The following is a 24,184-nucleotide window of genomic DNA, read 5'->3' as shown; positions in this document are numbered from 1 at the left end:
TTAATCACCCCCTGTTAACTCCTTCACCTTAATGAGATTAAAGTAATGTTGAACTTTAGTTAATTCAACTGATCCAGTCCGCTCTGAGGCAGCATTGGCTATCCCGCAGGCACATGACCACTTTAAAATATCTTTAATTGAATAACCTTTCGAATGCGCAAAGGTAAAGCCTGCAAGCATGCTATCTCCTGATCCAACTTGATGCACATCTGTCAAAGTTGGAACAATTGCCTGCAGTGTGACATCTTTGCTAATTAAAAGAGCACCTTCTTTTCCTAAAGAAAGTAATACGTATTCGGTACCCTTTTGACATATATCCCGGGCATGCAAGATCATATCCTCAATTGATAATTGGTTTAACCCGATCAACTTGCAAAACTCTTCTCTGTTCGGCTTAATTAAAAAAGGCTTTCCCTTTATGCCATTTGCTAGTGATTCTCCACTTGAATCTAAAAGAAAATACTTCCCTTTTTGTTTTGTTTTTTCTATTAGGTATTTATAAAAATTAGAGTTGATCCCGTATGGCAAGCTGCCAGAACCTACAATATAGTTATTCGATTCTAGAATAGTATCAAAATTTTTCAAAAATTCTTCTCTTTCATTCTCCAATATCTCAGGCCCTTGTTCAAGAATTTCTGTATGACCTTCTTTTGATTCTATTACTAAACAAAATCTTGTCTCTCCATTTATTCCTACAAAACGATTAGTTAAATTGTAAATTGGGAGTTGATCAGCTATCCACTCGCCGACTTTTCCGCCTAAAAAACCGGTACAAGTGACTTTAGCCCCTAGCTGAGATAATACACGTGAAACGTTAAGCCCTTTCCCACCAGCTGTTTTATCTACATCTGTAACACGATTTACACCATCTAAATGGAAGACGGGAAGACTATACCGAATATCAATAGCAGGGTTTAATGTAATTGTAGCAATCATATTTCTAACCCCGATTCATACTACCGCACATTTTAATTTTATCAGCAACGACTATTTTCATTTCTCTTACTGCATCTTTAAAGTAATATCTAGGGTCATTGGCATCTGGGTGTTCTTTTAAGTAACCACGTAATCCATTAGCAAAAGCTATTTTTAATTCAGTTGCAATATTTACTTTACATATTCCACTTTTAATCGTTTTTTGTACTAATTCATCTGGTAAGCCCGAAGCCCCATGTAGAACTAGCGGAATATCAACTTCTCTTTGGATTGCACTTAATCGTTCAATATCTAATTTAGGTTCTCCTTTATATAAACCGTGGGCCGTCCCAATAGCAACGGCTAATGAGTCAATTCCTGTTCTAGAAACGAATTCTTTAGCTTGAGCTGGGTTTGTATAAATTTGATCCTTTTCATCCACTTCAAGGTCATCTTCTACTCCACTTAGACGGCCAAGTTCCGCCTCCACAGCAACTCCAAATGAAGAAGCATAATCGACTACTTCACGAACGATTCGAATATTTTCTTCAAAGTCATAGTGAGAGGCATCAATCATGACTGAGTGAATTCCACTATCAATTAAAGCTTTAATATCCATAACTTTTTCATGATGATCTAAATGAAAACAAATTGGAATATCGTATCTTTTTTTTGTGGCTTCCATCATACTAATTAGAAATTCTTCCCCCATATAACTAACTGTACTTGGCGTAGCTGCGATCATAACCGGTGAACGTAGCTCTTGGGCTGTTTCTAAAACTGTTTTCATTGTTTCTAGGTTATGGATATTAAATGCTGGAACTGCGTAACCTTTGGATTGTGCCTCTAAAAGTACCGTACTTCTTGATGTAATCAAGATAAATCTCCTCCATTCTTCATCTCATTTGTAAAAGGGTGAATCGTAACTCCTTTAACAACTCTGTTAACTACTCCTAATGGAGAAGGGTTATCTGGAGAAAAGCCGAGATTAATAGATTTATACATAGCAAAAGTTTGCGCGTATAAGATAAAAGGGAAAGCTAGAAAAATATCTTCACTAATATTCGGTAGATCTACATGAAAGAAAAGATCACTATATTCTTCCGCTACCTGATCTTTTAAAGATGAAATCGCCACTACTTTACCTCGATTCGTTTCTTTATAAATCTCTTCTAAAATGTCAAGATCGTACTGCCTTGTATAAGGGTTACAAGATAAAAATACAAATACAACAGTATCTTTATCTAAAATGGATTTAGGGCCGTGTCTAAAACCTAGTGAGGTATCAAAAGTAGAAGGAATTGTCCCGCCTGTTAGCTCCAATAATTTTAATGACGCTTCTCTTGCTAAACCTTCAAAAACCCCTGAGCCTAAATAAACAACTTTTTGAAAAGACGAATTCGCCAGTTGTTTAATACTTTCCTCGCTCCCGCTAATAATTGAATGACCAGCATGTATAAGTTCATCAACTTTCTTCTCCCATGTATGAACCTGTTCAATATTAAAAAGTAGTAGAGCCGAGAAAAGCATAGTTGTAAAACTACTCGTCATTGCAAATCCTTGGTCATTTGCTTCTTCTGGCATATAGATGACCAAATGGTTATGATCATTTTTCTTCTTTTGAGCCAGTAATCCATCTTGATTACATGTAAAAACAATTCCATAAAAATCATCTATAACTTGTTCCCCTAAATGAATAGCAGCCAAACTCTCTGGACTATTTCCTGATCGAGCAAAGGAAATCATGATTGTTGGAAATTTCTTGCTTAAATAAGCGTATGGATTTGACACAATATTTGTCGTAGCAATACTCTCTACTACTATTTTTTTGTTGTTAACGATTTGTTTTAAATAAGGAAGGACTGTGTCACCAACAAATGCAGATGTACCAGCGCCAGTTAAAATAATGCGTAACTGTTCGTGTTTATTTTCAATGCTCTTTAAAAATGTAAGAATTCGATCTCTATTAAATAAAAGAATATCCTTTGTTTCGTTCCACAATCTAGGTTGCTGGGCTATTTCTTTTGCTGTATGGCTTGCGCCGACATTCATTCTCTCATTTTCACTCGATTTTAATAGCTCCATACTATTTCCTCCTGTTTTACTGTTAATGTCATCATTACCAGTTAGGTTAAATAGATACTTCTTGTATCTATTTTAACTCTACTGTATAAGTAAACTTATCCCCTCTTGCAATAGAAATTGTATACTCAATTACTTTGCTTTGATCATAAGTTACTCGTTTAAGCATTAGACATGGTGCACCCTCGATTATGTTTAGCATTTCTGACTCCACTTTATTTGCACTAACAGCCATAAAGCTTTCTAAAGCGCTAGAAATATTCACATTATATTGGGTTCTGAAGATTTCATACATCGGCGTATGTTGCAATTCTTCACTCGAAAGATTTTTAAAATCCTTTACGGGTACATAGGAGGTCTCGTATAACATCGGTTCCTGATCTGCAAGTCTTAACCGAACGATCTTAAATACCTCTTCTTCTACCGGTATATCCATGACCTTTGCTACTTTACTATCACAATTGATTTTTTCAAAAGAAACGACCGTTGTCGTTGGGACTTTCCCTGCCTTTTTCATTTCTTCTGTAAAACTATAAAATTTTACAAGACTTTGGTTATACGTTCTTGGAGAAACATATGTCCCCTTGCCATGAACTTTATAAATATAGCTTTGTTTTTCAAGCTCTTGCATCGTCTGCCTTACCGTTGTTCGGCTAACTTGATACGTATCGCATAATTCTCGTTCAGATGGTAGCTGATCGTTCTCAGCAAGTTCGCCTGATTCGATTTTTTCTAATAAAATATCCATTAATTGATAATAAAGCGGAAGTCGAGAATCCTTTTCTACCATGATTAGCTCCTTTAGGTGGTATCTTTGTCATAACCAGTTAAATATACATCTATTATACATAATATTGAAAAAGATACCACCTTATGTCGCAACAGAAATTTCTACAAAATTCTCTCTTCTGTCATTTTTAATTTTTTCATATAATCACCTAGTGAAACCATTGTTCCCGAAACTCTTGATTCCTCTGCTGCATAAGCGATCATATGACTTTTAGCTGACACGATCGCTGATGTTAAGCTGCCTTTGTCCTTCTTAGTTACGCGTTGTATGAAATCAGCCATAATACTTGTATCGGCTCCCATATGGCCACCATCTACAGTTGAGGGCTTAATTAATTCCTTCTTACCTGAAAAATAATTAACTTCAATTTCATTTTTAGCATCATTTCCAACTATTTCGCCTTTTGTTCCCATAATTTTAAAGTTACGGAACGTTTCATTTGTAAATGCAGTCATAGCAAATGCAACTGTTACGTCATTTTCAAATAATAAATTAACTACCTGATGGTCAACAACATCATTGTCACAGTGATATACGCAGCGACCATATGGTCCCTCTTGAATTGCCTTTAGTCTACTATCAAGACTAGAACTTGCTGAAATGACATTTGCTGGCCAAACATCACGGTCATGTAAATACCATTTAGCCGCTGAATAAGGACATTCCTTTTCCACCTTACAACCATCCAAACAGCGATATGTTGAACCTTCTGGTGCGTTTTCCTTTTTAAAGTAAGTTAAACTTCCATATGAAGATACACTCTTGCACTCAGTACCAATGAGCCACGCAAGCATATCCATATCATGGCAGCTTTTTTGTAAGAGCATTGAGCTAGATTCAGAAGAATTACGCCAGTTACCACGTACAAAACTATGAGCTTGGTGAAAATAACCTACATTCTCGTTCCACTGGATTGATACGATGTCACCGATTACTTTTCGATCAACAATTTCTTTTAATGCTTGATAAAATGGCGCATACCTCATAACGTGACAAACCGTTAATAATGTATTATGCCTTTCTGCTGCTTCTGCTATTTCTAGTGTCTCAATTGGTTCTGGTGACATTGGTTTTTCTAATAAAATGCTATATCCTTTTTCAATTGCCTTCATAACGGGCTTATAATGATTACGGTCTGGGCTACAAATTAGTAGAGCCTCACATAGCTGTTCTTTTTCTAACAGCTCAGTCCAGTCTTCAAATCTCATATTCTCAGGGATATTGTGAGCTTCCGCAAACTTTTCTCTTTTTTCTTTATTTGGCTCCGCTATTGCAATGAATTGAATTTCATGTGGATACTGTAGTGCATATGATCCATATGCATAGAATCCTCTACTTCCTGCTCCTATTAAAGCTGCTTTCATAATCAGTTTCCTCCAAGCTTTGTAAGATTTTTATTTATTTCCTGTAACTGCAATTCCTTCAATAAATTGTTTTTGCAAAATCATAAATAAAATAAGCATTGGTAAAATTGCTAAGAATGATCCTGCCATTAATACTGGGTAATTTGTTAGATATTGTCCTTGCAGTGATGACAAACCGACGGATAACGTCATTGATTCTGGTGAGCTATTAACAATCATTGGCCACATTAATTCATTCCAGCTCCATAGCGTTGTAAATATACCTAAAGCAACTAAACCTGGCTTTGCTAAAGGAAGCATGATTTTCCAATAAATTTGGAAATGATTACAGCCATCTAATCTAGCTGCTTCTTCTAATTCCTTTGGTAACCCCATAAAAAACTGTCTTAAAAGGAACGTACCAAATGCACTAAATAGACCTGGAACTACTACTGCTTGTAAAGTGTTTAACCAGCCTAATTTCACCATGATCATATATTGTGGCAATAAAAAGACCTGGCCTGGTACCATTAAAACCGATAAAGCTATTAAAAAAAGAATATTTCTTCCTGGAAATTCAATTCTCGCAAATGCGTATGCAGCTAAAGAACATAATAATAATTGTCCAATAGTACGAATCACTGTAATGATTAGCGTGTTAAACATAAATTTAAAGAATGGTAGTAAATCAAAAACATCTTTATAATTCACCCACTGGAAATGCTTTGGAACAATAACAGGCGGAACATGAATCGACTCAGCATAAGTTTTTAATGAAGTTAGTAACATCCATATAAAAGGGAAGACCATCGCCAAGGCGCCGACAATTAGAATTAAATGAATTAAGATGGTTTTACTTGTGATCTGAAGTCTTGCTTTCTCCAATGGTTACTCCTCCTTCAATCATAATGAACCCATTTCTTTTGTAAAACCATTTGAATCGCTGTAATGATTAAAATAATGATTAATAGTAAAACTGCAATTGCGGCAGCATAACCTTTATCATTTAACACGAATGCGTGCTGGTAAAATAAATAGACGATTGATTGAGTACTTTCCAGTGCTGTACTGCTTTTCCCAATCATCATAAAAATTAAATCAAACACTTGGAATGCCCCAATAAAGGACATGATTGTTACGAAGAATATAACTGGGGAAAGTAACGGTAGTGTTATTTTAAAGAAGACCCTGATTGGCCCAGCACCATCTATTTCCGCTGCTTCGTAATATGTTTTTGGAATCCCTTGAAGCCCTGAAAGAAAAATAACCATGTTATAACCGAGCCCACTCCAAATTGCTACGACAATTATTGAATATAGTGCAACTTTCGGATCACTTACCCACTGTGGACCTTTAATTCCAAAGATGGATAAAAGATAATTTAGCAGCCCATAGTCAGAATTATATAGCCATCTCCAAACCATAGCGATTGCTGCTGGCATGGTAATAACAGGTAAAAAATACAGTGTTCGATAAACAGACTTACCCTTAATTTTTTGGTTTAAGAGAACTGCTATAAGAATCGATAAGAAAATACCGATTGGAACTGTAAAAATGATATAAATTCCTGTATTTTTAAATGACTGCAACAGATTAGAATCTTCTAGCATGCGTCTATAATTATCCAATCCTGTCCACTCATATTGCCCAAATGCTCCCCATTCCGTAAAACTGAAGTAAATCGTTTGGATAATTGGCCATAAGTAGAAAATTGTTAAACCAATCATTGTTGGTGCAATCATAAAATACGCCCAAAGATAATCAGATCGTTTTCTCGTCTTTGCTAAGCTTGGGATCTTTAATTTACTTTTTGATTTTATTTCAACTTGTAGAGGCATTTCCTTCACTGTATTCACTCCTTTTAAGAGAAATAAAGAGAAGAAGTCATTCTAGACCTTAGAGAGCTTCTTCTCTTCATTTTTTTAGTTCTTAGCTAGTGCCTCGTCTGCCTTTTTCGTTAATTCTTTTGCAGCATCTTCAACACTTTCTTCATTACTCCATGCTTTTTTCAAGATATCTGTTTCATACTGCCAGATTTCGCCTGTATTTTTCACACTAGGTAGTGGAACTGAATAGTCAACTCCATCAATAAAGGCTTGAAGATTTAAATTTGGAACAGCTTTTAGCCAAGCATCTTGTGTACCGTTGTAAGCAGGGATTACTGTACCAGTTTTCGCATACACTTCTGCTGCTTCTTTAGAACCAAGGAATTGAACAAACTTCCAAGCAGCATCTTTATGCTTCGTATTCGCCGCAATTACATTTGATAATCCATGAATAGAAACTGCACGTTGTTTTCCTTTTGGTACAACAGCTACATTTAAATCTGGATTTTTCTTATACTCTGGAACCATCCAAGGTCCATCAAACATCATTGCAATTTTTCCTGAAGAGAATAACTCTGATGGTGCTGTTTCCGTCATTTGAGCTTGTGTTGGAGACAAGCCTTCTTTTATAAAACTAATATTATATTTAAGTGCTTCAATTGCTTCAGGTTGATCAAATCCGACCGACTTGCCGTCATCGGAAATAATATGTCCACCATTTTGCCAAATGAAGTCATAATATCCGCCTTGGTTACCCATTAAAGCAGCAAAACCATAAATACCTTTTTCTTTATTTGTAAGTTTCTTTGCTACTTCTTTTAACTTATTCCAATCCCAAGTATCATCTGGGTATGGTATACCTGCTTCATCAAAAATCTTTTTGTTATACCAAAATCCAGTTATATCAAAGTCTTTTGGGATACCATAAAGTTTTCCGTCAACTGTATAAAGATCGACTAATGACTTAGGATAATTGTCTAGACTATAGTTATCCTTTGATGCTAAGTCACTAAGTGGGACAATTACTTTGCCTTCCGCATATTGGACTACATGAGCCCCGTTCATCCAAAAAACATCCGGCAATGCTCCTCCTGTAGCAGCTGTTTCTAGCTTTTGGAAATACTGTGCATATGGAGTAAGCTCCGTTTTCACTTTAATATTAGGGTACTTTTCATTAAATAATTTTATAATTTCATCAACCGCAGGAACTTGCTTCTTATCCCAATAACCGTAAGTAATTTCAACCTTTCCATCTTTTGCATCCCCCGATGTATCACTGCTACCACATCCAGCCAATCCTAGTAAGCCTAAAGCCAAGGTTAGTAGCAAAATAAGCCACTTTTTCATCCCATTCCCCTTCTTTCTCTTAAAAGTTTAATAGCCTTTCAATCGAGTAGTTTCTCTAATGACACCTTAAAACTTCACGAATACGTTGTAATGATGTTATTACCAGTTAACTTGTAAAGGCTTACAAAAAATGTTTAATTTTCTAATATAAAAGTTTCATCACCCCTATTTCACTTTCAATAACCATTTAGTAATGATGTCATTACCAGTTGTAAGTAGTATATCACCTCTTTTTTAAATCCTGAACACTTTTTTTTAATTTTTCAAAAAATTTAAATCGACATGATTCGTCATACTATTCGTTATTTAGTCATTATCCACTTATTCCCTGTCCCAGCAAAAAGAACCTTCAAGTCAAAGTCAATTGAAGGTTCCTTACTTTATTATGCTATTTATAAATATTAACTATAAGCTAGCTCTTTTTCATTTAATCCAAGCGCTTTTGAAGTTGAAGCTTGAATTTCCTCTAAAAGCTCTGGATGTTCTTCTAGAGATAAGCCAAATGAAGGGATCATTTCTCTAATCTTTGGAGCCCACTCCATCATATGCCCGGGGAAGCATTTTTCTAATACTTCAAGCATTACATGAACCGCTGTTGAAGCACCTGGAGATGCTCCAAGTAATGCTGCGATTGAACCATCAGCTGCACTAACTACTTCAGTACCGAATTGAAGTGTTCCTTTTCCAGCTGGCGTGTCTTTTATAACTTGTACACGTTGACCAGCAACTACGATATCCCAATCCTCACTCTTAGCATTTGGAATAAATTCACGTAATTCTTCCATACGTTTTTCATTCGATAATAAGACTTGTTGGATTAAATATTTCGTTAATGACATCTCTTTTACGCCTGCAGCTAACATAGTCATGACGTTATTAGGTTTTACAGAACTAATCAGATCCATATTTGAACCTGTTTTTAAGAACTTTGGTGAGAACCCAGCAAAAGGTCCAAATAATAATGACTTTTGGTTATCGATATATCTTGTATCAAGATGCGGAACAGACATTGGTGGTGCACCAACTTTAGCTTTTCCGTATACTTTTGCGTGATGTTGCTTTGCAACTTCCTGATTTTTACATACTAAGAATAGTCCACTTACAGGGAACCCTCCAATATGTTTTGACTCAGGGATACCAGTTTTTTGTAGTAAAGGTAGACTAGCTCCTCCGCTTCCGATAAATACGAATTTTGCAATGTGGGAATCAATATTTCCAGTGCTCATATTATACACTTTTACTTCCCACCCGCCGTCGCTAGTACGTTTAATGTCTTCAACATTATGTCTATAGTTAATCTCGACATTCTTGCTCTCTAAGTGCTCAAACATCATACGTGTTAAAGCGCCAAAGTTTACATCCGTTCCTGAGTCTATTTTTGTTGCCGCTATTGGTTCATTAGATGTGCGTCCTTCCATGATTAGCGGAATCCATTCTTTCAGCTTTTTTGCGTCCTCTGAGTATTCCATTCCTTTAAATAGAGGATTGTTAGAAAGCGCTTCAAATCGTTTGTTTAAAAATTCCACATCTTCTTTACCTTGCACTAGACTCATATGAGGAATTGGCATGATAAAGTCCTGTGGATTACGAATCAAGTCGTTGTTTACAAGATATGACCAAAATTGTCTTGAAAGTTGAAACTGTTCATTAATTTTTATGGCTTTACTAATATCAATCGATCCATCAGCTTTTTCTGATGTATAATTAAGCTCACATAATGCAGCATGTCCCGTACCTGCATTATTCCACTCATTAGAGCTTTCTTCCCCTGCTTTTTCTAATTTCTCAAATACTTTAATTTCCATTTCCGGTGCTAATTCTTTTAGTAATGATCCCAAAGTCGCGCTCATGACTCCAGCACCAATTAAGATAATGTCTGTTCTAGTTTGTCTGTTGCTCATAATAACCTTCCTTTTCCCCTTTATTTGCAAAAAAGTAGGTTTTCCTGCTTAGGTGTCACAAAAAGCAAGGCACCACCTAGGAACACACCTTTTCTGTCTCAATTATATCTTATTAATAGTATAACACATTTAAACCATCTTTTAATAATAGTATATCACTATTTAATTATATCCAATTAATAGTATATTTCTATTACTAATTGCCCTAAAAAAATTTTTTCTTTATCTGATAATTATAAACTATTTAAAGAATGTAAAAAAGTTAAAAATCTATCATTAAGGTCCTTATTTTAGAAAAATAAATTCTAAAGCATTCATACTTAATGAACTAGACACTTTTATAGTAAGCGCTTATTTTAATATTATCTTGCGTACAAAAGAATATAACGAAAGGAATGATTTGCTTATTATTTTGGAATCATTTAATGAGCCCAAAATTTAAATTATTCTTTGGCTAATACATAGTCTAATTTTACTCCTATTAATATTCATTTGTACACAAAAAACAGACTGCCGAGAAGGTCTCGACAGCCTGATGTGACTCAAAATAAGCCCTTTTATTCCTCATTCGAAAAAATATATTTTCTAATTGTATAACGACACTTAGATTTTCTTGAACGTTTTACTTTCTCCTTCAATTACTGAAACTTTGCCACTTGGGCTAGTAGTGCCGTTACTTCCCACTATTTCCTTTATGTTTGAAAGTTACACTAATTGTATGATTCTTATTTATATTCGTAAACGTGTAAGTATTATTTGTAAGTTTTGTATCTACTCCGTCTACTTTAAATGTTGCTACCTCATAACTACCCTTCTCAGGTGTAATAGTGTAAGTTTGATTTGCTCCTTGATCCACAGAAAGTATTCCACTAGGGCTGATCGTTCCATTACCTTCAGCCGATGCTACGATTGTGTAAACGATCTTCTTGAACGTTACGTTAATCGTGTGGTCTTTTGTTACATTTGTAAACGTATAAGAGTTATTTGTAAGATTTGCATTCACACCATCAACAGTAAATGTAGCAACCTCATAGCCTTTATTCGGTGTAACCGTAAATGTTTGATCCTTTCCATGATTTACAGATACATTTCCGCTTGGACTGATTGAGCCATTGCTTCCAGCTGAAGCTGTGATTGTGTGTACGATTTGTTTAAACGTTACATTGATCGTATGATCTTTCGTAACATTCGTAAATGTGTACGTATTGTTCATTAACTGTGCATCTACTCCGTCTACTTTAAACGTTGCAACCTCAAAACCGTCATAAGGTGTAATCGTAAACGTTTGGTTTGTTCCGTGATTCGCAGTAATTCTACCACTTGGACTAATCGTTCCGTTAGTTCCAGCTGTTGCCGTAAAGATATGAACGATTTGTTTAAATGTCACATCGACTGAATGATTCTTCGTTACGTTTGTAAATGTGTATTCTCCATTTGTTGCTGTTACTTCTTGTCCATCAACTTTAACGCTTCCAATCTCAAAACCGGTATTCGGTGTGAATTTAAACGTTTGATTAGATCCATGTTTCACTGAAGTGAAGCCGTCTGGATCAATTTTTCCATTGCTGTCTGATGTTGCTGAAATCAAATGTGACAAATCATCACTTATGATAACAGTAAATGAAGTGTCAATATAACCAGGCGCAGTAACTGTAAATTCATGATCACCTAGTTCTTTGAACAGTGATCTGTCAGTAAATGTAAGGTCTTTATCTGTAATAGTATACTTGCTTGGATCAACTACTTTTCCATTTAATGAAACAACTGGATTCGCTGTCATCCACGCTGAATCCTGATCGTGAGTAACAGTAATCGGTGTATCTTCTTGAATATATGCTATTTTTGAAGCAAACACTGGCGGATTGCTCTTAACTACTTGAGTTACTGTTGTATCTGGGTAACAATACGCTTTGAATTTAACATCAACATTACCAGTTGCTGGGAATGCAGTGCCTGGCAACGTAATTGTAATTTTACTTTCATCTGAAGAGATTGTCGCATCCGACTTAACAGATACGCCTCCTACTGAAATATCACCTGTAACTGCTTTTGTAGCATTTGCCCATCTCATGTTTTCATCATTTTTAGGAACAGTCATAATCACTTGTTTACCTACACCACTTGGCGTTAAAACAGGCGTTGGTGCTGTTCTTTGATTAAATGGTTGCGCAATTGTAATTGGTGTAAAGTAAGGTGATATGAACTTAACAGTTTTGTTACCTGCTGCTGTATTCGATTGTGTTGCATTTCCATCAATTGATACAACTCCTGTGCCATTTGATACAGATGTTGTTACAAAAGGTTTTACTGATGTAGCCGATGATAACTGAATTGTAACATCACCATTATCTGTTGATTGATCTGATGTTGCTGCAAGTAAAATTGAACTTCTCCACAGTGGATTATCCGAACCGTTAATTGAGTAAGTTAATTTATCACCAAACTGCGGTGTTCCTGCCGGTGCAGAAAGCGTAATAGCAGGTGCTGTTTGAGGTGTAATTGTATTATTTAAGTTAACGTCAGCATAACCTGGAGCTGTAACGATTAAACTCTTTGAAACAGCTGCTCCACCATTCGTTCTCACCAAATCATACGGAATAGTCAATATTCCAGCATTTTCATCAATAATCACTTTTGTTTTTATTGATGGTGAAGATGAGGTACCAAATTTAATATCCCCTCCGGATTTCACTGCAGAAATCCAATCAGATGAAGTTGTACCTGGATTAAACGTCATTACTAAGTCCTTCCCTGCATAAATAGTACCTGCTGGACTAGTAAGCGTTATTCCTTGTTTATAGAAGGATTGATTAACAGTCACTGTTTGATAATTTGCTGCAATAACACTAATTGCTATGCTTCCTGGTACTGTAATTAGTGATTTATCAATCTTGATTGGTGTTCCAGGAGCTCCTACTGTTATATTATTCGTTTCAAAGTCGGCTCTATTAATCGTAATACCACCAACTTGAATAGCTGTAATCGCATCTCTCCAAGCTTGTGTATCATTAGTAGTTCCAACTCCAATTGAAATTGGATTTGAATTACTATCATTAAAGTATCGATTTGGTTCAGCAGTCAATGTTGGTGCAGAGAACGCATTAATTCTTTGTGAGAATGAATAAGTTGCGAAATTATCCGCTGCAATCTCAATCTTCCAATCATTGTTAAATCCATTTGAATCCACAAACGATGGTATTGAGAAAACCCCAGCTGGAATTGTAAAATTAAATGTTGTTGCATTTGCCGGCGTTACTTGATTAAATAATGCAGCAAGTTCATCTCCTCTGAAGACTTTTGCAACATTTCCCTTCGGATCCGTCAAAGTGATTGAAGTAATATTAGGCTGCCAAATATCACGATAGTGTGCAGCTGTCGAACCTGTACCATCTGCTCGACTAAATGTTAAAGCTTTACCAATTGTATTAACATTATTTGGGGCAGTTAATGTAAAGCTATTACCGACACCATCTTGCATTTTAAATTTCATAACGCGATCCATATAGCCTGGAGCTTTGAACACGATCGTGTGAACACCAGATTTTGCGAATAATGTTGGATCAAATTCATATTGGCCTTTATTAGAAACAACTTTATCAATAATTGAATTCGTTGATACACCATTATAGATATTCGTAGATGACTTACGATCAATACCATCAATTAAGATTTGTCCTCCAGGTCCATCCACTGCATTTCTCCAAGCTGTATCATCAATTTGTGCAATTGTTGAAGCTCCATTGAAATCTGGAGTTTTGTAACTAATAGAGAATAATTGGAAAGGATTTACTTTACCGTAATTTACAAAAGCATTGCTGTCACTTGTTTTAATATATGGTACAGGTTTAATAACAGTGTTAAATGCAGTTAGATCCGAACCACTTGGTATCGTATTAAATCCTGTTAAAGAAATATTCTTACTTGTAGTCGTTGCAATTTTTCCTGCTAATGTGTCTGCATTCGGAGCAGTTGTATTATATTTACCGATGTTTTTGATGATATATTCAAAATCAGAATAATCAATTGAGCCATCAAAGTTAAAGTCAGCTACCCTTGTATAAGTTGATGGTGTTGCAACAAAATCATTGTATGCAGTACTTTCTGCCTCAATGTCTTTCATATCAATTACATCATCACCATTTACGTCACCCGCAAGCATAACAGAACCATTAACAGAATAATTTCCTCCTGCTGAATAGCCAAATTGTCCTGAGCTAGTCATTGATAAACTTCCATAGTAAGTGAAGTGCCCTGGTACTTTCATTGTAACATTGTATGGCTTAGTACCTGCTTGCATTGGAAGACTTGTTGTAAATAAGCCAGTTTGAACGATCCCCAGATTTAAACTATTTGCACCGCCAGTTGGAACTTGAGCAATTGGTATTGATTTAGTAATACCACCTGTATTAGAATCTTCAAATTTTATTTCGATACCTGATCCATCAGCTGTTACTGGGGTTGTTCTTCCAAATACATTAGCTGTCGCATAATTTTGGAAGCCTTCCGGTTTAATGGTACCGCTTACATACGCACCACCTCTAACGTAAAGGAATTTATCTTGGAAAGTAGGGACACGATCAGTTCCGTTCTCACCATCTTTATACGTTGTAATCATCGGTAAAAGAGCAGACCACTGTGGATAGATTGTATCTAATCCAGCATCGTTCGTTACTTTACTTTTTAAATCAATCAGAGGCATTTCCTGTGCCACTCCACCACTCTTTGTATCCTCTGTATTCAATACACCTTGGGCTTGAACAGCTTGTGGAAGATTGAAACTGAAGATATAATCACCATTTATATCGAAATCTTTATGGATCCAACTTTTCTCAGTAGTAATTCCTTTAGATGCTAAAAATGCTTTATATTGATCACTAAAATCAACATCTGTTAATTCTGCATAGTCAAGTTTACTTATCCAGAATTTACCACCAACGAGGTTTTTAGGATATTTCACTGATAGAGTTGATTTAAAGTTATCGCCATTCGAAACTAATGTTTTGTCAGTAAGGAAAGCTGGGTCAACCCCATTTAACGTTGTCGATCCTGGTGAATCTAGACGCGAGTATCTAACAACTACATATTCATTTCCTTTTTTTACAAAGTAATAATATTTTGCCTGAGTATCCATGTTTCCGGAGAAGGAGTAGTCTTCTGGATAAAATCTGAACATTTCCCCATAAATTTCCTTCTTAGGGTCTGCACTCGTATTCACGAGATCCTCTTTGGATACACCAAACTTAAATGTTCCGTCTTCATTAGGAGTTAAGAAGTAATTGACATACGGAGCTTCGGTGGAATCACCAAGCATACCATCAATTTTACCTAAAGATTGGCTAACTTTCGTATCCGTGTCATAATTCGGTGGTGCAGGAACCGCTGTTTCTTTACCAGTATCCTTCATATAATCAACGTTTGAGTCGTAAGTTTTTCCTGAGAACCATTTCAAAGCTCCGTCCGTTGTAGGACCATCCGCATCAATTTCATAAATGCCTGGTTCACTGCCTTTATCCATCTGTAATGTTGGTGGTGTATTATCAACATAAACAGTACTGTTTTGTTCATAAAGCTTACCTGTTGAAGCATCTAATGCTCTAAGTTGTATATTGTATCCGCCTTCATCTACTACCTTTTGCGTCGATAATTGTTGTGTAAGCTTCACAGACAGGTTAGGATCATCCTTGGAAATAGGTGCACTATAAGGATAGTAAAGTCCGTTATTCAAAAAAGGTACATACGTTAAATTACCTTGACTAATGTTCGCTGTGCTAATAGTAGAGATATAACCAATATAATTTTTTCCAGCTAAATCCATTACATAAAGTCTAATTCCATAGGAAGGGTCAACTTGACTTTTTACTCTAAGTTCAGCCCATGATGATGGGATTACTCCATATGTATTAGGATTAAAGTTTTTCTTCCCAGCAAGAGTTATTGCTTTTCTTTGAACCCTGAAATCAACACCTCTACTTTGAACGTTAATCGCAAGAGGCAAACGATATGTTTCATTAGGGTTATCTGGATTAATAAAGTTTATATATGCTTCATAAAATCCACTTGCAGCTGAATCAGGAGCAGTGAATTTTACTGTAAGATGAACCGTTCCTCCTGCTGGAACAGTTATTGATTTTAATTCCGTTGTAGGCGATACTACATCACTTATACTAATTTTCGCACCTTCTGCCTCACCATCTTTTCCATTTGTTAAGAAAGCATCCTTAAAGAAAGCGCTTGATGAGTTGAAAGTTTTAGTAGCAGTACCATTGTTAGTAATGTATAAATCACCTGTTTTTGTAACAGAACCATCTTCTGAGCGAGCAGTATAGCCAAACGAAAATGAACCTGTTGTATTTGCTACGTTAATAATATTTGAACTTGATGAATCATCCGTTGACGAGCGTGATTGAATAAAATCCTTTACTTTAAATTGCATATCAGAATGAACTGCTTGATATGGATCGGCTTTACCAGAGCCGATTTGGAATAAACTTTTTTGTGAGTCTATAGCATCAGCAGTCTGCATCAGTGCTACTTTGATATCTTCAGGCTTATAGTTTGGATGAGCTGATAAAATCAATGCTGCCATACCTGCAACATGCGGAGTAGCCATTGATGTGCCTGACATTGTTTGGTAATTATATGAATAATCTTTGTTATCTGGTTCCCATATATCATAAGGAGCTGTTGAGAAAATATCTACACCTGGCGCAACAACATCAGGTTTAATTGCTAATGAACCTGTAACAGGACCGGTAGAACTAAAACTAGCAAGTGAATTCCCTGGCATTGTGTAATTTCCAGCATTCGATACAGATATTTTCTTAATCGTACCGGCCTTAAAAGCATTATAGAATTTTGTTCCATCATTTTTGCCTATTTGCAAAGTATAAACCGTACTACCCTTCGAACCAAAATAAAATGGATAATACCCTTGATCATCAAATAGAAGAGCATCATTGTCTGATGGATTCCACACAATCATGGCCTTAGCATGTTCATTAGTCGCATACATCATTAGAAGGTCCATAGATGCAGCACCACGCTTGACAAGAACAACTTTATCTTTAACATCAATTTTTTTGTTACGAAGATCATCATACCAGGCAGGTGTACCGTATCCAGCATCTACGATATCATACTGAGTCGATCCACTAAGCTTTGAATTCGATTCCGAGAAATCCTTTCCGATTAAACGTGTATTTGTAATCGCAAATGAATCTTCCCCTGTTGCTCCATATGAGTGGATGTCAAACGTTGGAACTTGGGTAGGTGTAGCAATTGCGCCCACCGTTATTGCCTTTGCTGCAGCCCCTGGAGTTCCCACTGTTCCAGCACCTGGACCAGAATTACCGGCAGCAATAACCGCAGTTACGCCCAGGTCAGAAATATTGTTAATTGCAACAGCATTAGGAGACAATGAATCATTATAAGATGCACCAAGTGATAAATTAATTACTTTACACCCATCCTTATAAGATTGCTCAATCCCTGCCATAACTGCTTCATCTGTACCACCGTGAGGACCTAATACACGGTAAGCATATAACTGAACTTCAGGTGCAACTCCTCTAACTGCATAAGGAGAACTACTTCTTGATTGACCTGCAATTGTTCCAGCTACGTGAGTTCCATGAGAAGTAATATAATTATGATAATCTGTTGGAAAGTTTGGATCTTGTTGATAAGATGGAAGTGCATCATTAGCATTCTTTGCAGCCAACCAGTCAGAATATACCGTTTCCATCGGGTCATTGTCATTGTCTACAAAATCCTTACCGCCTTGATATTCTCCAGCAAGATCTGGATGATTATAGTCAAGACCTGTGTCAATAACACCGACTTTTATGCCTTTCCCTGTGATGTTTTCATTTTGTAGATCATGTATTTTCAACCAGTCAAGAACTGCTGTTTCGCCAGATTGCGGGCCTTCTGGACCAGGAGGCGGAACTGTCCCAGACTGCATATTATCTGTTTTTTCTGATACGGAAGAGCTATCTGAAGTACTACTTGCTGATTGTATGTTAGAACGATTTGAACGAATAGTAGGTAATAAATTTGGATTTGTTTTTTGATCAGAAATCTTTCCGTCACCTGTTACGCTTGCTGGAATACCGATTGATTGTGAAGCTGGAATTGGAGCATATTTAACGTTTTGATAGACACCCTTTACGTAAGGTAGTGCCAACAGATCATTAAGTGCTTGTTTTGGTATTTTTACAGCTAATCCGTTAAATACCTGTGTATATTCTCTTCCTATTTTAATTGAACTAGTTTCACCAGCACTTTTTAGTGATTTTGACATACTACCAACAAAGGACTTAAAGTTGCTGTGTGTTTGATTTACTTCTGTTTGAGCACTTTCCAACGTAACAGCAGGTGTGCTTTCTTGATTAACAGAAAGTTTACCAGAAGATGCATTCTTCTGTTGATTTTGCATTTGAATTGGGGCTGGATCAACATTAAATTGGACAATCAGGTCTAACTGATCTGATGAATCTAGTAGTTTTGGATCAAACTTAAGTTTCTGCATGTATAAATTCGTTAATTGTTGCGTTTGAGTCAAGTCAAGTTTACTATTACTGTCAAATTGGACAGCTTTACTATCATTTGCAGTTGTTCCACCTGTCATAGCAAATGCCGGAACTGTGTATCCTAGCAGTGTGGAAGTTGCAAGAAACGTTGACATGACCATCTTTTTCATTTTACGATGGCCCATACCTTTCTCATTCCCCTTCTTTAATTTAATATTTAGCGTAAAAACTCTATCCCCCTAACCAATTCTCCTCCCTAATAACAGAATTTTTTTAGTTTTGTAAATTTTACGACAAATTAATTGCCATTCTTCATTATAATTGGGCTTTATAAGGACAGTAAATTGGGGAAATTTAGCGTAAATCAAAGAAAGAACTTTGTCAGATTTTGTTAAAAATTTGGAGCAATCTTCCTTTTTCCATTGTTTTACATGATATTTTATAGGAATGGATTTGGGGGAATATGTGAATTGTCATTCTACAAATTTTCAATATTTACATTTTTTGGATTAAAATAGTGTTTATTAATCCTTTTCAGCTTTTTCCCTTGTGATTTTATTTCTACTCACAAGCTAAGAACACAAAAAAAGATCTCTCATTTTTTGAGAGATCTTTCTACATTCTAATCTGATCTATTTTCTGATTTCCTGGACAAATTTCCAAGTTTGCCCTTTATCCACTGATTGATACAGCTCGCTACTATTCCCGTTATAATCCCCATCTGAACCTTGTCCAACCAACATACTTAAAACTCCGCCCATCATATAAGGCATACTTGGTGTATCAAAAGGTTTTATAGACTGTCCATTATTCAACTTTACTTCATGAGGTATATAGTTTATTTTTTTGAAAGTTTTGCCTCCGTCATCTGTGCGGTATAAGGCTCCTTCATTACCGGAAGGATTAACTGCTCCTAAAAATCCGAGCTTATCATCTAAAAAGACAATTCCTGAGGCGCCTCCGACAGTTCCGCTGTATGGGTCATTATTTATAACTGTCCATGTATTTCCACCGTCTGTCGTTTTGCTTAATGAATAAAATGTACTTCCCAAAGCTTTATCTGCAACATTTAGTTTATAACCAACTTCTTTAGTTTGAAAAAACTGTTCATTTGTATTAGTTTGCTCGTTTTTCTTCTCATCTGAAGTAGCTTGACTTGGAGTAGTAGACGGTTTACTCCAATTTGGATCACCTATTAAGTTATATCTAGCAGGTGTAATTTCTTTTTCCATCCCAGGGACAAATAAGGATACTGTATAGCCAATGATTTCATTACTTGCTGTTTCCGGACTATATTCTCTTCCATCCTTATCAATATTAATGATTCCATTTAAATTGTATCCCCAATTTCTTTTACCGTAATAGATCAATCCATATTGATTTTCATTCCATTTGCTAACTGCTTTTTTAATTGGAATTACATTAGTAGTTTCAATTAAAGGTTCTAACAGTTTGTCGTCATTATAATTAGGAGCAGCATACCCGTGTAAATATATTGTAATATTTTCTGACTTATTTTTATCATAAGTTATTAGAAAGCTTTCTACTTTACCATGATCATTCTTCCCATAAACAAAAGTATCAAGGGATGTAATTGTTCCATCTGAATTAAATTTAATTGAAAAATTATTTACTATAAATAATTTTTTAGGCATAGAATGCTTCTTATTTATATCGTCAAAAATACCTTTTACGCCATCGTTATATACATTGTTATGTTCAAATTTAACTGATCTTTGATTTTTTAATCGTTCTATATACCATGCGAGTTTACCATTATAATTTGTTCCACTTTTATATATGTTCACTCCATATAATAATGTAATTGAAACAAACAAGATAATAGATATATATTTCCATGCTTTTAAATTAGTTATTTTGTTAGATTTATATTCGCTATTTTTTACAGCTTTTATTGTAGTAAATAATATAGTCGATAGTAAAATGACCACGCTCAATATTAAGATCGGTAGATTTTTATTGAGACTTCCGTACTTGCATATTGAAGCTAATTTTTGCCCAAAAATCCAGTATCCAATTAAGAAAATCGGATTTGTTAATAATGATTTAAGTATTCTTTTTACTTTTCCCCTCAATATGTATTTCCCCCTTAATTGAATTAAGTCGTTCAATTCGTCCATGATAAGTATACTTTGTTTTCCTAGATTTCTGCATGATTCATGATTTACTGTTTTATCTTAAAAAATTAAAAATGCACTCCTTTTTGAAAAAAGGAGTGCTAAATCTTAAGAAATCAAACTATTATGTTTAGGTATTTTAATCATCGCCTTAAATAAATCACCATCAACTTGAATTGAAAACTGTCCTTTTTGAATTTCGATTAGACTTTTCGCTATTGAAAGACCTAAACCGCTTCCTTGGCTAGTTCTCGATTCCTCGCCTCTTTTAAATCGTTCCATCAGTTCATCAGCTGAAATATTTAACTCATAGGCTGAAATGTTTTTGAAGGTTAGAAGTATATCATTACCCATATCATCTATATCAATATATACCCTTGATCCTCTAAGTGCATATTTGAATATATTTGATAATAAATTCTCAACAGACCTCCATAATAGCTTTCCATCCGCTGCAACATAGAGTTTATCTTGGGGGTGGTTTATTTTAAATGCTAAATCTAAAGCTTCTACTTTTGCGTTAACTTCACCTAAACCCTGGGTTAATAACGATAAAATATCTATACGCTCAAGGTGAACAGGAATCGTTCCGCTAGATGCTTTTGCTGCTTCGAATAAATCATCAGTCAATAGCTTTAATCTTTGCGATTTTTGATCCAAAACTTCTACATATTCTTGTATTTTAAGAGGGTCCTCTTCCTTTTTCAATAAATCAACATACGTAATGATTGACGTCAGTGGTGTCCTTATATCGTGTGATACATTAGTGATGAGCTCCGTTTTCATCCTCTCACTTTTTAGTTCACGATTAACGGCTGTTTTCAAACCGTCTGTAATGGTATTTATATTACTAGCAAGACTTGCAATCTCACCTTTCCCATCTACCTCTATACGGTGGTGGAAATCGCCTGCTTTTATTTGCTCGACTCCTTCTTTAATCGCATTGAATTTTTTTACTTGTTTATACGCAAACCACGCCGCAAAGCCGATCGTGATTGGGAATATAAAAAATGTTATCGCAATTGCGATTGGATAGCCAACAACAAGTAGTACCGTTTTAACACCATTACTACCGCTATTATAGACGTTTTTAATAAATGTAAAAAAATTACTTAATAAAAGATAGATTAATGTATGTTTTAACAGTGTTCTATTTTTAATATGCTTTATAATAGATAAAACCAGCGTTAGTGCCACGATAAAAAATAGAATCGAAAGGAAGAAAACTAACATACTTAAAACATCAATTGTTAGCGTGTCCACTAATGCTACCCAAGAGGCGATGAGAGCCATTAACAATAGAACATTTAAGTCATTAAATAATTTATCTATTACATTTAAATGTAGCTCTCGGTCATTGAATGATTTTCTACCAATAATAAGTGCTAAGTATGCGAAAGATAGTAAAAATCCGATAGAAGAACCTATAAACAGAATGAATGCATTCGTTGCAATTGACTTATTTTCTTTCCATTCTTTTATTTTTTGATCCAAAGCATCTTGCGTGAACGCTATTGATATTTCCATGTTTTTTGCATTTAACTGATCTAAATCTTCAGTAATCCAGTTAAAGTGTTTATTCTTTTCAATCGTTGATGGATAAATTTCTTTTTTATAATTTTTATAAGTTATATAGGAAGGGTTCTCTTTGAATTGACCTTTTAGCGTGTTATTTGTAAATTCATTCACGCCGTCATTGGCATAATATAATAAATCTTTCTTTTCAGCTAAAGTTTGCATTAACCCTTGATATCGTTTTAATTCATCCGTTATCATTTGATTCTTCGCTTGGTCAATTTCTTTTGCATAAGCTTCTTTAAAATTTTTAAAATTTTCTTCTTCGCTTAAGCTTGGATTATATATTTTTGACCTCTCAGTGAAGTCAGGATATAAAGATTCTTCAATTGATCTCATATCCTCTGTGCTAATTGTTCCACCCTTTGAAATATTCTCTTCACTTTTATACTCACTTACTAATTGATTCAAGCTACTTAAAATAGGCTCAACTTCCAACATATAGGACTTACTTAGAAAATAATTATCTTCAAAGACTATTCCAAAATCATCGTCAGTTAAAGTCGACACATTTGCAATCGATTTAAGTATGCCTGAAAAAAATAAAACGACTAGCGTAAATCCAATTATTTTTACAGTTAGTGAATGGCTATATTTTCTCGACCTTATATCCAACTCCCCACACCACCTTCAAATATTTTGGTTCTTTCGGATTTATTTCGATTTTCTCTCTAATTTTTCGAATATGGACAGATACTGTATTTTCGGGATTAAAAGCTGTTTCATTCCATACTCTTTCATAAATTTCTTCAATCGAAAATACTCTACCTGCATTTTCAGTTAAAAGCTTTGCAATCTTATACTGAACTGGAGTAAGATGAACAACTTCTCCATCAACTGTAATGATTTTGCTTTCATCATCGACTACAAGCCCTCCACTACGATATAAACTATTCTTAGTTTCAAGACTGCCTAAGCTCGTATACCTCCGCAGTTGTGATTTAACTCGTGCGATTAGCTCTAGAGGATTGAATGGCTTTGTTATGTAATCATCTGCTCCTAAATTTAAGCCTAAAATCTTATCGGAGTCCTCAGACTTCGCAGAGAGCATAATAACAGGCACCCCATAATTTTCTCTAATCTTCATCGTAGTCCTAATTCCATCTAGTTTAGGCATCATAATATCCATAATAATGAGATGGATTTCTTTGTTTTCGATAGTCTCTAGGGCCTCTACTCCGTTATAAGCCTTGAACAAGCTATATCCTTCATTTTCTAGATAAATACAAATAGCCTCTACAATTGACTGATCATCATCACAAACTAATATGTTCATGTATCTCTCTCCTATTTACCTTTTTCAAAATTGTATCACCTCTTTATTTTTTATATTAAGAGGATGATATCAATAAAATCTTAATAACCACTCAATGTAAATCTTAAGATTTTCTTAATAATGTTGTCTACCCGCAAACAGTAATAAAAAAGATGTCAGTTTCTAAAGAATTATTTATTGGATTAAACGGATATAAACATTAATGTACTAAACAAAAGATAGATAGTTATTTACAAATATTTTAAATTTTTCTGAAAAAAATATGATATTGTGGAATTAGGCAAGATAAGCAATACATATTTAAGGCAGAGCATCGCAAGAATCCTCAACTAGAACTCTATCTTTAGGACACCTACTATCTTACTTTCCCCCCAAGCATAAATAACGAAAGGATCGAGTACTTACTTTTGAGTTGTTTCAATTAGTCTATCGGTATTTTTTCAAAAATTAGTAGGAGGTT

General features: G+C 35.2%; 13 protein-coding genes. All 13 read right to left on the bottom strand.

Translation table 11 applies throughout. From position 1 onward, the window contains the following. Entirely contained in the window at positions 1-936 is a 936-nt protein-coding gene (locus AN960_RS04085; RefSeq protein ID WP_056467230.1) for a 1-phosphofructokinase family hexose kinase, read from the bottom strand. A 4-nt stretch (positions 937-940) separates the two neighbouring features. Beyond that, entirely contained in the window at positions 941-1,792 is an 852-nt protein-coding gene (gene gatY, locus AN960_RS04080) for a tagatose-bisphosphate aldolase subunit GatY (RefSeq protein WP_056467228.1), read from the bottom strand. After that, entirely contained in the window at positions 1,789-3,000 is a 1,212-nt protein-coding gene (locus tag AN960_RS04075; RefSeq protein ID WP_056467225.1) for an SIS domain-containing protein, read from the bottom strand. The genes gatY and AN960_RS04075 overlap by 4 nt, the downstream gene beginning before the upstream one ends. 67 nt (positions 3,001-3,067) lie before the next feature. After that, a complete protein-coding gene (locus AN960_RS04070) occupies positions 3,068-3,787 on the bottom strand; it encodes a GntR family transcriptional regulator (RefSeq protein WP_056467224.1) in 720 nt (239 codons plus the stop codon). 101 nt (positions 3,788-3,888) lie between these two features. Further along, positions 3,889-5,154, bottom strand: coding sequence for a Gfo/Idh/MocA family protein (locus AN960_RS04065; protein WP_056467223.1), 1,266 nt, complete (start codon positions 5,152-5,154; stop codon positions 3,889-3,891). A gap of 27 nt (positions 5,155-5,181) precedes the next feature. Then, complete coding sequence (locus AN960_RS04060; RefSeq protein ID WP_082459363.1) at positions 5,182-5,940, bottom strand: carbohydrate ABC transporter permease; 759 nt, start codon at positions 5,938-5,940, stop codon at positions 5,182-5,184. An 89-nt stretch (positions 5,941-6,029) separates the two neighbouring features. After that, on the bottom strand, positions 6,030-6,968 hold the full coding sequence (locus AN960_RS04055; RefSeq protein WP_056467304.1) for a carbohydrate ABC transporter permease: 939 nt from the start codon (positions 6,966-6,968) through the stop codon (positions 6,030-6,032). Between the two features lie 84 nt (positions 6,969-7,052). After that, a complete protein-coding gene (locus AN960_RS04050; RefSeq protein WP_056467221.1) occupies positions 7,053-8,303 on the bottom strand; it encodes an ABC transporter substrate-binding protein in 1,251 nt (416 codons plus the stop codon). A 401-nt stretch (positions 8,304-8,704) separates the two neighbouring features. Then, positions 8,705-10,204, bottom strand: a complete 1,500-nt coding sequence (locus AN960_RS04045) for a malate:quinone oxidoreductase (RefSeq protein ID WP_056467220.1) — start codon at positions 10,202-10,204, stop codon at positions 8,705-8,707. A 673-nt stretch (positions 10,205-10,877) separates the two neighbouring features. After that, on the bottom strand, positions 10,878-18,920 hold the full coding sequence (locus AN960_RS04040) for a S8 family serine peptidase (protein ID WP_056467219.1): 8,043 nt from the start codon (positions 18,918-18,920) through the stop codon (positions 10,878-10,880). 447 nt (positions 18,921-19,367) lie between these two features. Then, the gene (locus AN960_RS04035; RefSeq protein ID WP_056467217.1) at positions 19,368-20,876 is read right to left on the bottom strand and encodes a WD40/YVTN/BNR-like repeat-containing protein; all 1,509 of its coding nucleotides are present in this window, start codon (positions 20,874-20,876) and stop codon (positions 19,368-19,370) included. Positions 20,877-20,981: 105 nt separating this feature from the next. Beyond that, positions 20,982-23,063, bottom strand: coding sequence for a sensor histidine kinase (locus AN960_RS04030; RefSeq protein ID WP_056467214.1), 2,082 nt, complete (start codon positions 23,061-23,063; stop codon positions 20,982-20,984). After that, positions 23,038-23,724, bottom strand: coding sequence for a response regulator transcription factor (locus AN960_RS04025; protein ID WP_056467211.1), 687 nt, complete (start codon positions 23,722-23,724; stop codon positions 23,038-23,040). The genes AN960_RS04030 and AN960_RS04025 overlap by 26 nt, the downstream gene beginning before the upstream one ends. Between the last annotated feature and the right edge of the window lie 460 nt (positions 23,725-24,184).

Source organism: Bacillus sp. FJAT-25509, from assembly GCF_001420605.1.
In the GTDB taxonomy this organism is placed as follows: Bacteria; Bacillota; Bacilli; order Bacillales; family Bacillaceae_G; genus Gottfriedia.
The sequence above is the reverse complement of the archived record's forward strand: the minus strand, read 5'-3'. Positions and strand labels throughout refer to the sequence as shown.

Excerpts from the sequence above, each read along its gene's own strand:
- AN960_RS04060 (WP_082459363.1), bottom strand. The coding sequence starts at position 5,940 with ATGGTCTTCCCTTTTATATGGATGTTACTAACTTCATTAAAAACTTAT.
- AN960_RS04035 (WP_056467217.1), bottom strand. The coding sequence starts at position 20,876 with ATGGACGAATTGAACGACTTAATTCAATTAAGGGGGAAATACATATTG.
- AN960_RS04050 (WP_056467221.1), bottom strand. The coding sequence starts at position 8,303 with ATGAAAAAGTGGCTTATTTTGCTACTAACCTTGGCTTTAGGCTTACTA.
- AN960_RS04055 (WP_056467304.1), bottom strand. The coding sequence starts at position 6,968 with ATGCCTCTACAAGTTGAAATAAAATCAAAAAGTAAATTAAAGATCCCA.
- AN960_RS04040 (WP_056467219.1), bottom strand. The coding sequence starts at position 18,920 with ATGGGCCATCGTAAAATGAAAAAGATGGTCATGTCAACGTTTCTTGCA.
- AN960_RS04045 (WP_056467220.1), bottom strand. The coding sequence starts at position 10,204 with ATGAGCAACAGACAAACTAGAACAGACATTATCTTAATTGGTGCTGGA.
- AN960_RS04025 (WP_056467211.1), bottom strand. The coding sequence starts at position 23,724 with ATGAACATATTAGTTTGTGATGATGATCAGTCAATTGTAGAGGCTATT.
- AN960_RS04085 (WP_056467230.1), bottom strand. The coding sequence starts at position 936 with ATGATTGCTACAATTACATTAAACCCTGCTATTGATATTCGGTATAGT.
- AN960_RS04075 (WP_056467225.1), bottom strand. The coding sequence starts at position 3,000 with ATGGAGCTATTAAAATCGAGTGAAAATGAGAGAATGAATGTCGGCGCA.
- AN960_RS04070 (WP_056467224.1), bottom strand. The coding sequence starts at position 3,787 with ATGGTAGAAAAGGATTCTCGACTTCCGCTTTATTATCAATTAATGGAT.